This is a genomic window from Streptomyces sp. NPDC037301, from assembly GCF_055602785.1.
Genome location: NZ_JBVJWD010000092.1, coordinates 1 through 15927, shown reverse-complemented (window position 1 = coordinate 15927; position 15927 = coordinate 1). Strand labels below are relative to the sequence as shown.

The window sequence follows — 15927 nt, the reverse complement described above, 5'->3', positions numbered from 1 at the left end:
CACCCGGACAGAATGACGCCCACGCGCCGTCCACCACAGCATCCGGACGGCGCGTCACATCACAACAGGGCAAACGTTGCCTGATGCGGCACTAGTACTGCAACCGCGCTTGGCGTGATGGTGTTTCGGTTCAGGGGCTGTGGCCTCGTCGTTTGTAGTGGCTGGTGCGTGCCCGGTGTTGTGCTTGTCGTCGCCAGTGGGACCAGTGCAGGATCTGGGCGACCGGGGGAAGAAGACGTGCTGCGAGGTGGGCGGTCAGGCGGCGGATCTCGGGCAGGCTCAGCGGGACGAGGTGCTGTTCACCGGGTTTTGACCCTCCCATGACAGGAACAACGACCACGACGACTCATCGTCACGCCAAACACGGTTGCACTACCAGCGGCTCGCCAGCACCCGAGCCCGAGCCGAGGAGCCCGCCAAAGCGAGCTGACCTCTGCCGGTAGCGACCAGATCGAGGAAAACAATGCGAGGTGCTCGCGGGGCATCGTCGAGGATGGCCGCTATGACCCACGTGATCGAAGCCCCCCACGCCGAGGACGCCGAGTCTCTGGGGCCCGTGCAGTTGAGGGCCTGGCTGCAGACGTATCCCAACGAGGAGGCAGGGATAGACGAGAGATGGATACGTGAGCACCGAGGCTCCTCCGCTACCGCGGAAGGGATCGCTCAGTGGCGGGAGTTCATTGTGGCAGCGAAGCAACGACCGGACCTGCTGTTCTGCCGTGTCGTCCGCTCCGATACGGAGATCGTCGGTTTCCTCTGCGGCCGCCGGGATGACGTGGTCACCCTCGGGCCAATGTATCTGCTGAACGAGGCCCAGGGCGAAGGTGTCGGGGGGCGAATGATGAGCGAATTCCTGGCTTGGGCAGGAAGCACACCCATGCGCCTATGGGTCACCGAGTACAACGAGCGCGCGGTCCACTTCTACGAGCGCTATGGATTCAGGGCCACGGGTGAACGAGAGATTTGGCGAGGAAGACTGCCCAACGTGCGCATGATCCGCAACTCCACGTCAAGTGACAACCTCAGCTGAGCCGCCCGGTTCCAGACTCGCTGCGACGTGACAGCTGCCTACCTCGACGGCCAGCCGCCCCGACGGGCGGCTGGCCGTCCCCGCGTTCGCGGCCATGCCAGCGATGATGCAGCCCCAGGACATGTAGTCGGTGTCGCCGTCCCACCGGTAGTGATCGTCGTCCATGAACGGAACGTCGATGGCCTGAGTGCCGTCGCTGAGCATCTCGCTGCGGATGAACAGGGCTTCGCGCTTGACTGGCGTCTGGCCGGGCTCCGGCTTGCAGGTCTTGTCGGCGAGCTGGATGGCGTACCCCTTGATCCCTGTGTTGATCCCGCTGTTGCGGTGGGTCTGGTGTCCCTGGATCTGGTAGGCCCCGCTGGCGCACTCGTTGGTGACTCCCATTCCGGATCCGGCTCGGTAGCTCTTGACGACCTTGCTGTCACGGACGAGGGACAGCTTCGACCAGGTCAGGCTCTTCCAGTTCTTGGTGAACTGCAAGTAGTACCCGCTGGGGCTGGGCTTGGCGTTCCTGCGGGCGGGGGCGGGCTTGGCGCTGGTGGACACAGCGATCAGTGCGTTCCAGGTGTTGGGGCCGACGACATCGTCCGCCTGGAGGCCCTGCTCGGTCTGGAACGTCTTGACCGCGGCTGCGCGAGAGCCCGCACCGACGGCTCGGAGGCCAGTCCGGTCCTCGTCCCGGGCCCGGCAGGCGGGTCGACGGCGGAGAGCTGTCCGGTGACCCCGATCGAGGAGCGGGCCGCCTGCGGGTCGGTGGCGAGGTCGTGGCCGCCGACGTGGATGTCGCCGGCGTCGGCACTGATCAGGGTGGAGAGGATCTTCACGGCGGTGGTCTTGCCGGCGCCGTTGGGCCCGAGCAGCGCGAACACGGACCCGGCCGGGATGCGCAGATCGATGCCGTCGAGGACGGTCTTGTCGCCGTACGACTTGCGCAGACCGACGGTGGAGACGGCGGGGGGCGACTGCGGGCCGTCGCCCCGCCTGGATGTGGGCATGACAAAAGAAGGCATGGGGCCCTCCCGTTCGAAGGATGAAGTGGCTGGGGGAGTAGGTGAGTCGAGGCCGGTTCTTCTGTGGGTCAGGCCTTGGCGCGGAGGACGTCGATGTTGCCGTGCCGGGTGCGGGCGCGGACCTTGACGGTGTCCTCGGTCTTCTCCGGGGTCTCGGACGCGGTGAGCGTGTTGCGTACCTGTCCGTGGCCGGAGCTGACGTCGAGCCAGGCGGCGGTGCCCTCGCGGATGCCGAACTCGGCATGCTCGTCATGCCGTCCAACCTGACACCGGGCGGCCTTGGTGCCGCGCTGGCCGGCCGCGAGCCCCGCCAGGTCGACACATACCTGGCCGCACGGGCCCATGTGGGCATGTACACCACGCAGGTGCGGATGCAGGGAGTGGCCCGAATCGCCGCTCTGGCGGGCCGCACACCGCTGCTGCGCCACGGCCTGACCCACGCCGATCACCACGCCCTGCGTCTGGCCTTCCACAGGACGGCGAAGCTGCTGTTCGCGGCAGGCGCCACGGAGTTGCTACCGCCGACGAGTTCTGCCGAACCCCTCCTTTCGGAGACCGACGCGGAGGACTATTGAGCTCGCGTCCGTCCGGGCGACTGGGAGCTGGTATCCGTGCACGGCATGGCGACCTGCCCTATGGCACTGCCCGAACGCGGCGGAGTCTGCGACGAACTCGGCAGACCTCACGGTTTCACCAACCTGCACCTGTGCGACGCCAGCGTACTGCCGGGTGCTCCGGGCATCAGCCCGCAGGGAACGATCATGTCCTTCGCCCACGAGATCGTGGGCCGTCATCTGGAGAGCACGTGACCGACCAACCAACCGCACAGCGCGTCACCTCGGCGCAGGAAGCGCCGGTGACTCCGCTGTTCAGTCCGGCCGCCGTGGTGGCGTCCTGTGTCGGCTTCATGCTGATCGGTGCGCTCCAGGCGCTGTACGGACCCACGATTCCGGCGTTCCGTGCGGAGTTCGGTCTCTCGCCGTCGGTTGCGGGGCTGGGGCTGAGCGCCCATTTCATCGGTGGCGTCGCCGGTGTGCTGCTGTTCGACCGGCTCTTCGGCCGGATCGGCAATCGGCAGATCCTCGGCTCCTCGTACCTCCTTATGGCCATCGGCGCGGCAGGCTTCGCGCTGGCACCGAACTGGCCTGTCAGCCTGGCCATGGCCCTGCTCGCTGGGCTCGGCTTCGGCGGCATCGACTACGGCCTCAACCAACTGTTCGCCGCCGGCTTCGGGCGCCGCTCAACCGCGATGCTCAACGTCCTCAACGCACACTTCGGCGTCGGTGCGATCCTCGGCCCGGTGCTCATCGGCGCGGTCGGTGCCACGCACTACCCGGCGGTCTTCCTCGGCTTCGCGGTGGCCAACCTGCCGCTGCTGCTGTGCTTGAAGGGCGTACGGAACCAGGTTTCGCAACCGGGCGGCACCGCCGACGTGCAGCACGACGGCGGGCAGGTACTCCGCCGTAGCGTGGGTTCGGTGCTGGCCGTGTTCGTCACGCTCTACGTCCTGCATGTGGGCATCGAAGCCGGTGTCGGTGGCTGGGAGCCCACCCACCTGGAAACCGTCGGATATGGGACGGGGATCGCCGCGACCGCCACCTCCGTCTATTGGCTGATGATGACCGTCGGCCGATTCCTGGTCGCCCCGATCGCCCTGCGCTTCTCCGCCCAGTCGATCATCACGGTCTCGTGTGCCGGAATGACGGTCTGCCTTCTGCTCGCCTCGATACGTGGGCTCGCCCCGTACGCCTATGCGGGTGTCGGCCTGTTCATCGCACCGATCTTCCCCACCGGTCTGCCGTGGCTCAACAAGTCCGCACCGCAGGCCCGGCGAGCCGGAGCCCTGGTGATCGCCGCGTCGATGGTCGGTGGTGTGGTGGCCGGGCCCGCGCTCGGCAAGGCCATCGAGTGGTCCGGCATCCGCACGGTTCCGCTGCTGCTGGGCGGCATCTCGGTCCTCTGCCTCGCGGCGACCCTCTGGCTAATCCGCGCCACGCGCACCACCACGATCCACTGACGTGGGACCCGCTCACCCAGCCACGGCCGAAGGGAAGCTCTACGTGCCCATTCTGACCACGTCATCCGACGGTTTCCTCCTGAACGGCGAGCCGTTCAGGATCATCTCCGGCGCGATGCACTACTTCCGCATCCACCCCGACCAGGGCCGACTGACTGAGCAAGGCCCGACTCATGGGACTTAACCTCAATACCGGTAACTTAAGGGCGTTTTTATGTTCGCTTGACCCGTTTGGGGTTGGTGGCGCCAACGATGGTGATGGCCCGGGCGCGTGGAGGGTCTGCAACGCGGTGGGTGAAGCGTTTGAGGGGCCAGCTGGCGACTTTGCGTTTGATGACGCGGGGGGTTGGCCCGGCGGCGTCGTGGTGGCAGGAGTCGTTCGAGGAGTTCAGCGTGGGTGGCTTTGATTGCGCGGGTGAGTCTGCCGGGGGGAAAACGCCGCCCGGTCGGTGATCTGGCGGCGCACGACGCGCAGTGTGCGGGTGAAGGAGATCCGGTCGGGGTCCTGGTCGGCTTGTCGCGCGGCTTGGTGCATCAGGTGTCGGATGGCGTGGTGGACGAGCAGGAAGCCGTAGAGTTCCTGCTCGGCTCCGTCAGGGTGCTGCGAACGCAGGATCAGGCGTGGCCCGCCGAGGTGGGTTTTGATTTCGTCGAGGGTGGACTCGAACTCCCATCGCTGGGCGTAGAGGGCGGCCAGTTCCGCGGCTGGGGCTTTGTCCGGGTCGAGGATCGGGGTGAGGAGCGGGTAGACGCCCTCGTGGCCGGCGATGGTGTACTCCACCGCGCGTACCGGGGCGGTACCCCGCGACGGGTGTGGTGGATGTCGCTCCGGTCGGAGATCTCGGTGAGGTAGGAGCCGTCCGACAGCTGCTCAACTACCGGCAGCACAAGGTCTTTGCGGACTCGCCACAACAGGTCCGCCCCAGTTGCCGCGGCTTTGCTCCACAGGTCCACGCCGTAGAAGCCACGGTCGGCCAGCAGTAGCATCCCCGGCCGCAGAGACGCCAGGACTGCCCGGGCCAGAGTCTGCTCTCCGGTGCGCAGGGCTCCGGTCGCAGCGTCGAAGATGGCATGGGTGCCGCATTTCCACCAGGCCGACCATGCGCAACTGCGGGCAGCCGACGTTCTGTTCACCCCGACCGGATCGGGGCGGACGGCCGAACGCCTCCACGTTCGCCTTCGTGCCAGGCAGGCCGAACGTGGTGCCGTCGATCGCGGTCAGCCGCCAGTCGCGGTAGAAGGCGCCCTGAGTGTCCGGTGTGGCGACCCGACGGCACACCCGCGCGAACAGCTGCCGCAGAGGCGCCACACCCAACCGGGACCTGGCTTTCCAGATCGCAGCGGTACTGGGTACCGCCCACGACGCACGCCAACGCCTCGCACCCCGCAAACCCGCTGTCAGCAGTCGGGCGACCTCTTCATAGCTCTGCCCCGAGAACAAGCACATCGCCAACACGAAGTAGACCACCAGCCGGGCCGACAACAGCCGGTTCCTCTGCTGTACCCGGCCCGTCTCCTCCCATGCCTCGTCCACAAGCGACCGACGAAACGCCTGTGTCAACACCCCGACCGCGACCCGGTCCGACAGTCGCTCACCAGATGACTTCAGCTGACCCGCTCTTGGCACACCGACAACAACGACCGGATTGCCCTTGAGCCGCCGGTATTGGACTTAACCTCGCCGTTTCGGTTGGGGTGGTGAGGTGTTACTGATTGTCCCCATACGACCGATCGGGTTGAGCGAGGAAGACCTCGCCCTGCCTGCGGTAGTCGGATCCTGATTGATCCGGGAGCCCAGCGGAAGGGCTGCCGGTCAGCACCCGCCGCCAGATGACCCCTCGTCCTCGACGGCCACCCAGGTAGTACGCGCTACTTCGGTGCCTGGAAGCCGCTGATCTTCTGCTCGAGCAGTTCGGCCAGCCGCAGCGGGGTGCGGTCCTCGAACATCGGACCGATGAGCTGCACTCCCACCGGCAGACCCTCGGGGGACCGGCCCGCTGGTATGGCGGTGGCGGGTAGACCGGGCATGGTGGCCAGACCGGCCCAGACGAGTTGGTCGAAGTACGGGTACTCGACGCCGTCGATATCGATCCGGCGTTCTCTCGGATCGGGGTTGTGGTCGTGGGGGAACGCGGGAGTGGGCGTGATGGGACACACCACGGCGTCGAATTCGGCGAAGAGCTGCCGCCAGCCGTGGCGGTGGAGCTCGCGACGGCTGTTCGCCTCGATCCAGTCGCGGTGGCTGAAGACCATGCCGCGTAGCCGCGCCGCATCGAGACTCTGGTCGTCTGCGCTCAGTCCTGTGGCGCGGGTCCGCAGCTGCTCGTACGCTTCGACGGGAAAACGTGCAGCGGAGCTTGAGAACAGCAACTGCGTGTAGAGCATCGCGGCTTCGGTCAGATCGGGCAGCAGCGGACTGTGTCGTTCGACGCGGGCGCCGCCGTCGACAAGCGCGTCGGCCACCCGGTTCACGCCCGCCCGCACAGCGGACCCGGTCGGAATGAGCGGATGCTTGTCGAAGAGCAAGACCCGGAAGTCGCAGAGCCGCTCGTGGCGCGCGGGCGGCAGTGTCAAGTCGTGTGCCACACCGAGCGTCAGCGGGTCCGGTCCGGCCATTACGTCGAGCAGGAGCGTGAGGTCGCGGGCAGTGCGCGCCATCGGACCGACGACGGCGAGGTCAAGGTCGGCCGGCAATGCCGGCGCGGGCGGCGGGACCATACCGCGGTTCGCCGCCAGCCCGAGCGTCGGCTTGTGTGCGTAGACACCGCAGAAGTGTGCGGGGGTGCGCAACGAACCGGCGATGTCGGAGCCGATGGACAGCGCGCCGAATCCGGACGCCAGGGCCGCCGCTGATCCGCCGGAGGATCCACCAGGCGTGCGACCGTGATCCCACGGGTTATTGGTGGTGCCGTAGATCTCGTTGAAGCTCTGCACATCTTGCAGCCCCAAGGGCACATTGGTCTTGCCGAGCACCACCGCGCCTGCGGCCTTGAGCCGCGACACCTGCACCGCGTCTTCGGCCGGCATGTAGTTCCGGTGTAGCGGCATGCCCCAGGTCGTGGGCAGCCCGGCGATGTTGTAGGGGCTGGTGATGGCGACGCGCGGCGGCTTTGCCTCCGCCTGGACGGAGACTGACAGGCACGGTGGAGTTGACCACGTGAACCTCCCCGCCCCACGTCATGGCCGCATTGCCACGACGTCCGCCCACACCGCGGAAGAGGTCAGGTGCCGGTTGCTGTCGTCCAAGGGTTGAGCAGGCTGACCAGTGAGTCTCATTGGCCTCGGGCTTTCACGAAGCGGCCTGTCCGAGGCTTGATCGCAAACGCGAGAAGTGTTCCTGACCTGCAACGATAGGGCTTGCCTAAGGCCTGGTCGTCGCGTGGAAAGAAGCACTTCTCAGGTGAACAAGCGTATCGGGTCCTACCCACGTGTCCGCGTCGAGGGTTGTGGTGGCGAGGTGGTTTCGCAGGCCGGGGCCGTGCCGCTGGTGGAGACGGTCCGAAAGTTCAGCCTGGACGGCGCGATATCGGGGGGAGCGGCGCCGTGGCGCAAACCGAGGGCCGTGCATGATCCGGGCAAGGTCCTCCTCGATGTGGCGCTGGCGGTCGCGCTGGGCGGGGACTGTTTGGCGGACGTGGCGATGCTGCGGGCCGAGCCGCAGGTGTTCGGTCCGGTGGCCTCCGACCCGACCGTCTCCCGCCTGGTCGACACCCTCGCCGCGGCCGGCCCGAAAGCCCTGACAGCGATCCGTTCTGCCCGTGCCGAAGCACGGCAGCGGGTCTGGGAGTTTGCCGGTGCGGCCAGTCCGGTCGCCGACGGCCGGGTGATCGTGGACATCGACGGCGTGCTGGTGCTCGCGCACTCCGAGAAGCAGGACGCCACCCCGACCTGGAAGAAGCATCACCGACGCAATCGACCGGCTGCAGAGCATGCCGAACCCGGGCTGACCAGCCACTTCGACCGTCTCGACAAGCCGCACCACCCGACGCGACAACCGGGCCCTCAACCTGCCATGGCCCCCAAAAGACCGCACGTCGCAAGCGCAGAGTCCCCGTCATCGAACTGACGAGGACTCATGAACGATCGAAGTTAGTGCTGTGCGGCGGCCCGCGCGAGGTGTTTCCGGAGGTACTCGGCGGTGAACGAGCCCTGGGTGGCGCTCAGTTGTTCCGGTGTGCCTTCGAAGATGATGTGGCCGCCGTGTCGGCCGGCTTCGGGGCCGAGGTCGATGACCCAGTCGGCGTGCTTGATCACGTCTAGGTCGTGTTCGATCACGATTACGGTGTTGCCGCCGTCGGCGAGCCGGTCGAGGAGGGCGAGCAGTGACTCGACGTCCGCCATGTGCAGGCCGGTCGTCGGCTCGTCGAAGATGTAGAGACTGCCCGTCTCGCGCAGCCGGTCGGCGAGTTTGAGTCGTTGTCGTTCGCCGCCGGACAGTGTGGACAGCGGTTGTCCGAGGGTGAGGTAGGGAAGGCCGACTTCGCGGAGCATGGCGAGCTTGCGCAGCACCGTGCGTTCGGTGAAGTGGTCGAGTGCCTCCTCGACGGTGAGGCTCAGAGTCTGCACGATGTCGTGGCCGTCGAGGCGGTAGTCGAGGACTTCGTGCCGGTAGCGCTGGCCCTCGCAGACCTCACAGACTGTGGTGACCGGGTCCAGGAACGCGAGGTCGTTGTCGATGAGGCCGCGGCCCTTGCATGCGAGGCAGCCGCCGGTGGAGTTGAAGCTGAACATCCCGGCGTCGACCCCGTTGGTCCGGGCGAACAGTTTGCGGATGGTGTCCATGATGTCGATGTAGGTGGCTGGCGTAGAGCGCGACGAGATGCCGATCGCCGACTGGTCCACGATGATCGCGTCGGGCTGCTGGGCGGCGAGGACGCTGGAGACCAGAGTGCTCTTGCCCGATCCGGCGACGCCGGTGACGGCGGTGAGTACACCGGCCGGGATGTCGACGGTGATGTCCTTGAGGTTGTGCAGATCGGCCCCGGTGATGGTGAAGGTGCCGGTGGGGGTGCGAGGTGCCTGGTTAAGCCCGGACACTGCGCTGAGGCGCTGCCCGGTGAGGGAGTCGGAGGTGCGCAGTTCCGCGACCGTGCCTTCGAAGACGACCTCGCCGCCGTGGGGGCCGGCGCCCGGGCCCATGTCGATGACGTGGTCGGCGATGGCGATGACCTCCTGGTCATGCTCGACGACCAGGACGGTGTTGCCCTTGTCCCGCAGGGCCAGGAGCAGCTCGTTGAGCCGGTGCACGTCGCGAGGGTGCAGTCCGACGCTGGGTTCGTCGAAGATGTATGTCACGTCGGTAAGGCTGCTGCCGAGGTGACGCACGATCTTCAGTCGCTGCCCCTCTCCGCCTGACACGGTGGAGGTCTCGCGGTCCAGGCTGAGGTAGCTGAGGCCCACTGCCTTGATGCGGCGCAATACGGCGAGGGCCGCTGTCGCCACAGGCTTGGCGACGGGGTCGTCGATGGTGGTGAGCACCTCGATGAGCTCGCCGATCTCCATTGCCGTGTAGTCGGCGATGCTGTGCGTTCCGATCTTCGAGCGCCGGGCCGCCGCGTTGAGCCTGGCGCCCCCGCATTCCGGGCAGGGGCCCTCGGTGACGACCCGGGCGACGGCCTCGCGGTCGCGGTCGCTCAGGGTCTGTCCGTCGCGCTTGAGGTAGCGGCGGGTGAAGCGGGTGACGACTCCCTCGTACTTGTTCTTGTAGACGCTGTGCCGGCTGCGGCGGTCGACGCGGAACCCACCGCCGTGCAGGAAGAGTTCGCGCTCCTGGTCGGTGAAGCGGGCCAGCGGCGTGTCGGGGTCGAAGAGACCCGATTCCGCGTACAGCTGCCACTGGGCGGTACCGACCGCGAACGAGGGGCAGTTGATGGCGCCCTCGTTCAGGGTCTTGCTTTCGTCGAGCAGCCGGTCCAGGTCCACGGTGGTGGTGCGGCCCAGTCCCTCGCAGGTCCCGCACATGCCGTGCGGATCGTTGAAGGAGTACAGGTTCGACGGTCCGGCGCTGGGTTTTCCGTGCCGTGAGAACAGCACCCGCAGAATAGGGTGGATCTCGGTCATGGTGCCGACGGTCGAGCGTGAGTTGCCGCCGATGGGCTTCTGGTCGACCACGATCGCGGTGGAGAGGTTTTCCATCACTTCGGCGCGTGGCCGCTCGTACCGGGCGAGCCGGTTTCGTACGTACCAGGGGAATGTCTCGTTGAGCTGGCGCTGGGACTCGACCGCGATCGTGGAGAAGACGATCGAGGATTTTCCGGAGCCGGATACACCGGTGAAGACGGTGAGTTTTCCCTTGGGGACGGTCAGCGAGATGTTCTTGAGGTTGTTCTCCCGGGCGCCGCCGAGAACGATATCGCCGCCGAATCGCGCGTTTCCCAGACCTGCCATGCTCCGCATCCTCCGCCCGCCGCAATGGCTCCGCTGTCGTCACCCTACGCCAATTGATTTCCGTACGGCAATCATAGGCTAGGCATCGTTCGGCATTGATCACCGGCCCGACTCTTGGAGGTCGTTCCCCCATGTGGACGTACGTGCACTCCTCGGCAAAGCCCTTGTATGCGTCGACGAGCCCAGAGCTCTGCTGTGCCGGCAGGAGTTCGAGCCGCGCACGCACTTGTCGAGCAGCGGTCGCAGTTCGGGCTGCTGGAAGTTCTTGGCATGGGGGTTGACGTAGATCAGCGCGCTGCTGAGGTCCTGCTGGAGGATCTCGCGGATCCGCGGGTAGCCGATCGTCATAAACCATCGGTATGCCATGCCATAGTCGAGGTTGGGCAGCAGCGCCCCGTTGTGCCAGGGGTCGGGGTTCTGCGCCATGGCGTCGCCGAGGCCCCAGAACATGTTGCGCCAGGCGAGGACCTTGCCGATGCGGGTCTGGATACCGGGGAAGTCCTTGGTGCCGACGGCTTCGACTTCCTTGAGCAACAAGCCTGCGAGGAAGTCGAGTTTGACGCCGAGGCGGGTGATGCCGTGGAAGGTGAGCCGGCGGGTGAAGCCGGAGGCGTTCAGGAAGGTGCCGGCCTTGGCGGTGTCGCCGCAGACGAAGACATTCTCCCGGGGACCTTGACCCGGTCGAGGATGAAGATGGTGTCGTTCTCGTCCATCCAGCTCGACAGCGGGCAGTCGAACGGGGGCTGCCCGTGGAGTTGACCATCATCCCGTACGAGGGGTGGCAGATCAGCTTCACTACGGGGGCGTCCATCGGGAGGGTGCACACCAGCGCGTACTCGCGCATCTGCACTGGCAGCCCGTAGTGGGCGATGAAGTTGTGGTGGGTGATCGCTGGGCCCGTCGCGAAGACTTTGGCGCCGCTGACGATCAGGCCGTCGTCCCGCTCCTGCTCCACATGGACGAAGACGTCGTTGCTGTCCGCAGGACGATAACGGTCCCCATGCCCTCTGCGGTCAGTATCGGGAATGCGCTGCGGAAGAAGCCGAGCGGTCGCCCGATCGAAGCGTTCGACCGCCCGGTGACCGCCGGCTTCTACAAATCCTTCTCCGTACGCACCGACGGCGGCCCGATCGAGGCCCTGCACCAGGCCGGAGTGGAGCTCTGCCGGCAGCCGGGCACGGACGAGGTGCTCGCTCTGCGAGGGCCTGGCGCCGCAGGGATGCAGTCCATCCGGAGTCCGTTCTCGGCCGCTCTGGCGCCGAGCTGTTCCTCGCCCTGATGCAGCAGGCATCCCGCCACGGGGCGGCCCTGCGGGCAGCAACGGGGTAGGCACATGCCCCGGTACGGCAAAGGGACGGCTACCCCCGACAGGGGTGGCCGTTTCTTTGCGCAGAAGGCGGCTATGCTTGCATCATTTCCATGCGGAAATCAAGCAGGGGTGCATTGGATATTGCAGCGGCCCCGGTTCTCCGTGTCCGCCTCGAAAAGGAGCTCACCGATGACGGACGTACACGCCGTCCGCGCACAGCAGCTCAGCCCGCCCTCCGAGCTGGAGGACGCACTGTCCCATCTGCAGTGCGTGCTGGTCGCCCGGCGCACCGCGACCAACCCCGAGGGCATCAACTGGCAGCAGTACGACGTACTGGAGATGCTCCGTATCCGCGGCGCCATGAACCCATCGCGGCTCAGCGAGTCCCTGGGGGTGTCACGGCAGACCGCGTCCAAGGCGCTGCGCGTCCTGAAAGACCTCGAGCTCATCCAGCAGGCAGCACTCGGCGAGGACAAGAGGGAACATGCGACCTCGCTGACTCCGAAGGGCCACGCCTTCCTGGCGAGTGCGGCGCGCAGCCGACGGGAGAACGTTCACGCCGCTGCAGAGGTGCTCTCGCCCGGCGAGCAGGCCTTGTTCACGGAAATGTGCCAGAAAGTCGCCGCCTCGATCGATGTCCTGCTGCACTAGCGGTGGTTTGTTGACTGCGGGTCAGGGCTGTAGTAGGCCGGTAGCAGAGGAACGTTGCCTCGCCGCCTGGGGGCTTGTGATGACCCGTCGTCTGCCGTGTCCGCCCGCACCGGGCCCGCTGGAAGCCTACGCCGCACGCTTCGATGACCTGTTCTCCACACTGGCACAGCGCCGTGGGTTCCGCGAGTACCTGACTGGGCTGCTGCTGCCGCGGGACCGCAACAAGACGCTGACCTGCCTGGCCGGCACCGAACCCGTCGTCGGGGCCCAGCACCCCTCGGTGCAGCGGCTGCAGTTCTTCCTGTCCGAGTCGACCTGGGACCACGAGCGGGTCAACGCCCGCAGGGTGGAACTGCTGCTGGCCGATCCCGCGACCGCGCCGCACCCGGGCGGGGTGCTGGTGATCGACGATTCCGGGGACCGCAAGGACGGGAAGGCGACCGCGCACATCGGACGGCAGTGGCTGGGCCGGCTGGGCAAGACCGACAACGGATCGTCACCGTGACCACCTGCTGGGCCGATGAGAACCTCTACTACCCGCTGCAAGCCGTGCCCTACAGCCCCGCCCATCACTTCCCCAAGGGCAAGAGCGACCCCGGCTTCCGCACCAAGCTGCAGATCGCCGCAGAGCTGGCCCGCACCGCGAAGGCTGCCGGGGTGGCCTTCCGGGCCGTGGCCGCCGACTGTGCCTACGGCGACCAGGACGGCTTCCGCAGACAACTCGCCTCGGCAGGGCTTCCGTTCGTCATGGCTCTCAAACCGAGCCACGGCACCTGGGCCTACGGCAAGGACGCCTACACTCCCGTCGATGCCGCCCGCGCCTTGACCTGGACGGACCCCGAGCATCCGGGTGACTGGACCGCCGTCGAGCGAACCTTCCGTGACGGGCACACCGAGACCTGGTGGGCCGCCGACGCCCGCCTCGGCTGGTGGGGACCCGACGGGAACGTCCGCCTGGTCGTGGCCACCACCGACCCGGCCACGCTGCCCCCGCAAGCCACCTGGTACCTGGCCACCGACCTGCCCCGCCCCGGCGGTCCCCGCGAGGCCGACAGCCCCGAACCGGCCGCCGGGCTGCACGAAGTCGTCCGGATCTACGGCATCCGACACTGGATCGAGCAGAGCTACAAACAGGTCAAGGGCGAACTCGGGTGGGCCGACTTCCAAGTCCGTTCCGATACCGCCATCCGCCGCCACCAGACACTGGTCACCTGCGCGTTCTCGTTCTGCTGGGACACCTGGTTCACTCAGCCTCCGGACCCGGAACCCATCGTCGCCCCAGCGGCCCCGTCGGCGGCGACACCGGCCGAACCGGCTGAGAGGGGGCCCAAGCAAACCCCACCAGCCCCAACCAGCAAGCTGGCCACAGGCGATTCGCGCCGTCCGGGCCTGGCTCGACCCCTGGACCACCCTCCAACGTTGCTGGCGAGCCTGGAGCAACGCACCCCCGCCACCCGAACTCCAAGCCCTGATCAGCGCCGTCGGAGCAGGCCACCCACTTGATCTCTACTCCCCGGTCTAACAAACCACCGCTACTGAACTTGAATGTGTGATGTCGGCCTGATCGTGTCAGCTGGTCAAGGTCAGGCCGGTGCCTATGAGGCAGCCGTCGATGAGATGCGGTCGGTACTGGGTCTTCTTGAGGCTGCGCTTCACGGCGGCGGCGAGCTGGTCGAGGTTCGCGGCGGCGAGGTTGCCGATCGTCCGTTTCACCAGTGACCAGATGCCCTCCTGCGGGTTGAGGTCGGGTGCGTAGGACGGGAAATGGAAGACGGTCAGCCAGTCCTCGTTCGCAGCGATGAAGTCGTTCATCTGCGGCATGAGATGGGTGCGCAGGTTGTCCCAGACCAGGACGATGGGGCCTTTGAGCTGGTTGTGGGCCCGCACGATGAGGTCGCGGTAGTCCTGCCAGGTGAATCCCTTGGGTTCGCCCTTGCGGCCCCGGTGGACGCGAAAGCTGTAGATCAGCCTCGACCGGTCTCCGCGTCGGAAGCAGACCATTCCCGCCATCGAAACCCGTCCGGAACCCCTGCCCCGGACGCGGACGACCGGCGTCTGGCCGATGCGGCCCCAGGACCTCGCGCGTGGCGGCCTCAGCGACTGGCTGGCCTCGTCCTCACAGACGATCCAGGCCCCGCGGGCCGCCGCCGTGCTTTTACCTGCGGCCACACCTCCTTCTTCCACAACTCCACAGCTCCGTCGTCACGTTCGATCGCCCGGCGGGCCGGCTGCTGCCACGACCAGCCATGGCGCTTCAGCAGCCGCCATGTCCCCTCCACCGTGTAGCCGACGTGGAACAACCGTCCGATCAGAGTCTTCACCCGGGCCAGTGTCCACCGCTGGTCAACCCAGCCATGGGCGAGCGGGCCGCGCTCCAACTCCCGCTCCAGTTTGGCAATTTGGTCTGCCGAAAGCCTCGGACGCCCTGGCGATCCCTTCGACCGGACAGCCTCTTCACCCCGCTCACGCCACTGACGGCGCCAGCGCTCCACCGACCGCTCGCTAACCCGCAGCGCGGCCGCGATCTCCCGGTTCTTCGCGCCGCTCTCGAAGCGACCGACCGCTTCCAGCCGGATCCGCTCTCTTGCAGCCCTCTTGGCATCGGTCAAACCGCCGCCCTGCGCGTATCTCACACCCCACAGCTACCGACCCGACTCAGCCGATGTCAGGCGAACGGCCCGACATCACCCAATCAAGTTCAGTAGCTGCCTGCGCGCCTGAAGGCCCGAGGAGGTCGCCGATGTGGACGCGCTGGGCGAGGACCTCGTTGTTCGCTGCCTCGAGGGCTTCCTCCACATTCAGGGCCTGCTCACGCCAGGACGCCTCCCGGTCGCTGACCTCGGCGGTGATGGCCTGCCCGTGCGGCCCCGGCGCTGCAGACCTGGACGTTTGGGGGCGCGCCGGTCAGGGGAGTTCGCGGTATTCGGTGATGAGGTAGTCGGCCTCGTCATCGATGGCATTCGCCAGCCAATCGATGTGAATCTCAGTGGGGTGTCCATCTGCGGCAAATACCGCCTCCGCGACATCAGCCTGCCCTGCACGGGCCTTCTGGACAACAGTGAGGAGACTGCCAAGCGTCGGGACATCCTGCGGATTCTCCTTGACGGTACGCCGGGCCGGCTCGTCGAGGCCGATCGCCTTGATGACCTTCCCGTTTCCCACGGTGATCCGGTACTTTCCAAGGCCGCCCCGCTCTCCGGACTCGGAGAGGAGCCGGAAAGAATACCGATCTGGTTCGGACCATCGTGCTCCCTTTGCCTTGGCACCGCCTCCGGCAGCGGCCGGTGTGGATTTTGCGTCGCAGCCGACCACGGCGAGGGCAAGCGCAGCGGATGCGGCGAGCAGATACGTGCTGGATTTCGTCACGGTCAGGCCTTTCAGTAGCTCAATTGCCCCTTCGACGATGTCGCCATTGATTCGGTTCCTGCCTAACCCTTCAGTTGTAGTTCAGGGCGAGTTCGAGGTTGCGGCGTCTGCGGTGGTGTTCGTTGGCGATGGCCTGGTGCTGCCGTCTCCAGTGTGA

At 66.8% G+C, this 15927-nt stretch carries 9 protein-coding genes and 8 pseudogenes; 8 read left to right on the top strand and 9 right to left on the bottom strand.

Annotated elements, in window-relative coordinates:
- Positions 1-502: 502 nt before the first annotated feature.
- Complete coding sequence (locus ACZ7IB_RS46870) at positions 503-1030, top strand: GNAT family N-acetyltransferase (RefSeq protein WP_470921321.1); 528 nt, start codon at positions 503-505, stop codon at positions 1028-1030.
- On the opposite strand, the gene ACZ7IB_RS46865 is transcribed toward ACZ7IB_RS46870, so the two are convergent.
- The 3 genes and pseudogenes from ACZ7IB_RS46865 to ACZ7IB_RS46855 all read right to left on the bottom strand — a co-directional run.
- Positions 1010-1576 (bottom strand): hypothetical protein, encoded by a 567-nt coding sequence (locus tag ACZ7IB_RS46865; protein WP_470921323.1) that lies wholly within the window; start codon positions 1574-1576, stop codon positions 1010-1012. The genes ACZ7IB_RS46870 and ACZ7IB_RS46865 overlap by 21 nt on opposite strands.
- Before the next feature lie 149 nt (positions 1577-1725).
- A pseudogene (locus tag ACZ7IB_RS46860) lies at positions 1726-2025 on the bottom strand (ATP-binding cassette domain-containing protein); the annotation flags it as partial.
- An 83-nt stretch (positions 2026-2108) separates the two neighbouring features.
- Positions 2109-2279: pseudogene (locus ACZ7IB_RS46855) on the bottom strand (DUF4097 family beta strand repeat-containing protein); the annotation flags it as partial.
- Positions 2280-2390: 111 nt separating this feature from the next.
- Here ACZ7IB_RS46855 and ACZ7IB_RS46850 point away from each other — a divergent pair.
- The 4 genes and pseudogenes from ACZ7IB_RS46850 to ACZ7IB_RS46835 all read left to right on the top strand — a co-directional run.
- A complete protein-coding gene (locus tag ACZ7IB_RS46850; protein ID WP_470921320.1) occupies positions 2391-2615 on the top strand; it encodes a hypothetical protein in 225 nt (74 codons plus the stop codon).
- A 45-nt stretch (positions 2616-2660) separates the two neighbouring features.
- Positions 2661-2849, top strand: coding sequence for a GMC oxidoreductase (locus ACZ7IB_RS46845; protein WP_470921319.1), 189 nt, complete (start codon positions 2661-2663; stop codon positions 2847-2849).
- A 56-nt stretch (positions 2850-2905) separates the two neighbouring features.
- Positions 2906-4057, top strand: a complete 1152-nt coding sequence (locus ACZ7IB_RS46840; protein WP_470921322.1) for an MFS transporter — start codon at positions 2906-2908, stop codon at positions 4055-4057.
- A gap of 43 nt (positions 4058-4100) precedes the next feature.
- Positions 4101-4242: pseudogene (locus ACZ7IB_RS46835) on the top strand (beta-galactosidase); the annotation flags it as partial.
- Between the two features lie 203 nt (positions 4243-4445).
- Here ACZ7IB_RS46835 and ACZ7IB_RS46830 read toward each other — a convergent pair.
- Both ACZ7IB_RS46830 and ACZ7IB_RS46825 read right to left on the bottom strand, forming a co-directional pair.
- Positions 4446-5684 (bottom strand): annotated as a pseudogene (locus ACZ7IB_RS46830) (IS4 family transposase).
- 242 nt (positions 5685-5926) lie between these two features.
- Positions 5927-7156, bottom strand: a pseudogene (locus tag ACZ7IB_RS46825) (amidase); the annotation flags it as partial.
- Between the two features lie 301 nt (positions 7157-7457).
- Between ACZ7IB_RS46825 and ACZ7IB_RS46820 the strand changes: the two are divergent.
- Positions 7458-7961 (top strand): annotated as a pseudogene (locus ACZ7IB_RS46820) (transposase); the annotation flags it as partial.
- Positions 7962-8146: 185 nt separating this feature from the next.
- On the opposite strand, the gene ACZ7IB_RS46815 reads toward ACZ7IB_RS46820, so the two are convergent.
- Positions 8147-10444: an ATP-binding cassette domain-containing protein gene (locus ACZ7IB_RS46815; protein WP_470921318.1), complete on the bottom strand. Its 2298-nt coding sequence runs from the start codon at positions 10442-10444 to the stop codon at positions 8147-8149.
- Positions 10445-10654: 210 nt separating this feature from the next.
- Positions 10655-11441: pseudogene (locus ACZ7IB_RS46810) on the bottom strand (4-hydroxyphenylacetate 3-hydroxylase C-terminal domain-containing protein); the annotation flags it as partial.
- Positions 11442-11942: 501 nt separating this feature from the next.
- Here ACZ7IB_RS46810 and ACZ7IB_RS46805 point away from each other — a divergent pair.
- Together ACZ7IB_RS46805 and ACZ7IB_RS46800 are read left to right on the top strand one after the other, a co-directional pair.
- The gene (locus ACZ7IB_RS46805) at positions 11943-12404 is read left to right on the top strand and encodes a MarR family winged helix-turn-helix transcriptional regulator (protein WP_470921316.1); all 462 of its coding nucleotides are present in this window, start codon (positions 11943-11945) and stop codon (positions 12402-12404) included.
- A gap of 79 nt (positions 12405-12483) precedes the next feature.
- Positions 12484-13907: pseudogene (locus ACZ7IB_RS46800) on the top strand (IS701 family transposase).
- A gap of 66 nt (positions 13908-13973) precedes the next feature.
- Here ACZ7IB_RS46800 and ACZ7IB_RS46795 read toward each other — a convergent pair.
- Both ACZ7IB_RS46795 and ACZ7IB_RS46790 read right to left on the bottom strand, forming a co-directional pair.
- A protein-coding gene (locus tag ACZ7IB_RS46795; protein ID WP_470921315.1) for an IS630 family transposase occupies positions 13974-15037 on the bottom strand; the annotation gives its coding sequence in 2 pieces (ribosomal slippage) (positions 13974-14590 and positions 14590-15037; 1065 coding nt in all).
- Between the two features lie 271 nt (positions 15038-15308).
- On the bottom strand, positions 15309-15770 hold the full coding sequence (locus ACZ7IB_RS46790; RefSeq protein ID WP_470921313.1) for a DUF6174 domain-containing protein: 462 nt from the start codon (positions 15768-15770) through the stop codon (positions 15309-15311).
- Positions 15771-15927 lie beyond the last annotated feature (157 nt).

Excerpts from the sequence above, each read along its gene's own strand:
- ACZ7IB_RS46870 (WP_470921321.1), top strand. The coding sequence starts at position 503 with ATGACCCACGTGATCGAAGCCCCCCACGCCGAGGACGCCGAGTCTCTG.
- ACZ7IB_RS46850 (WP_470921320.1), top strand. The coding sequence starts at position 2,391 with ATGTACACCACGCAGGTGCGGATGCAGGGAGTGGCCCGAATCGCCGCT.
- ACZ7IB_RS46845 (WP_470921319.1), top strand. The coding sequence starts at position 2,661 with ATGGCGACCTGCCCTATGGCACTGCCCGAACGCGGCGGAGTCTGCGAC.
- ACZ7IB_RS46815 (WP_470921318.1), bottom strand. The coding sequence starts at position 10,444 with ATGGCAGGTCTGGGAAACGCGCGATTCGGCGGCGATATCGTTCTCGGC.
- ACZ7IB_RS46805 (WP_470921316.1), top strand. The coding sequence starts at position 11,943 with ATGACGGACGTACACGCCGTCCGCGCACAGCAGCTCAGCCCGCCCTCC.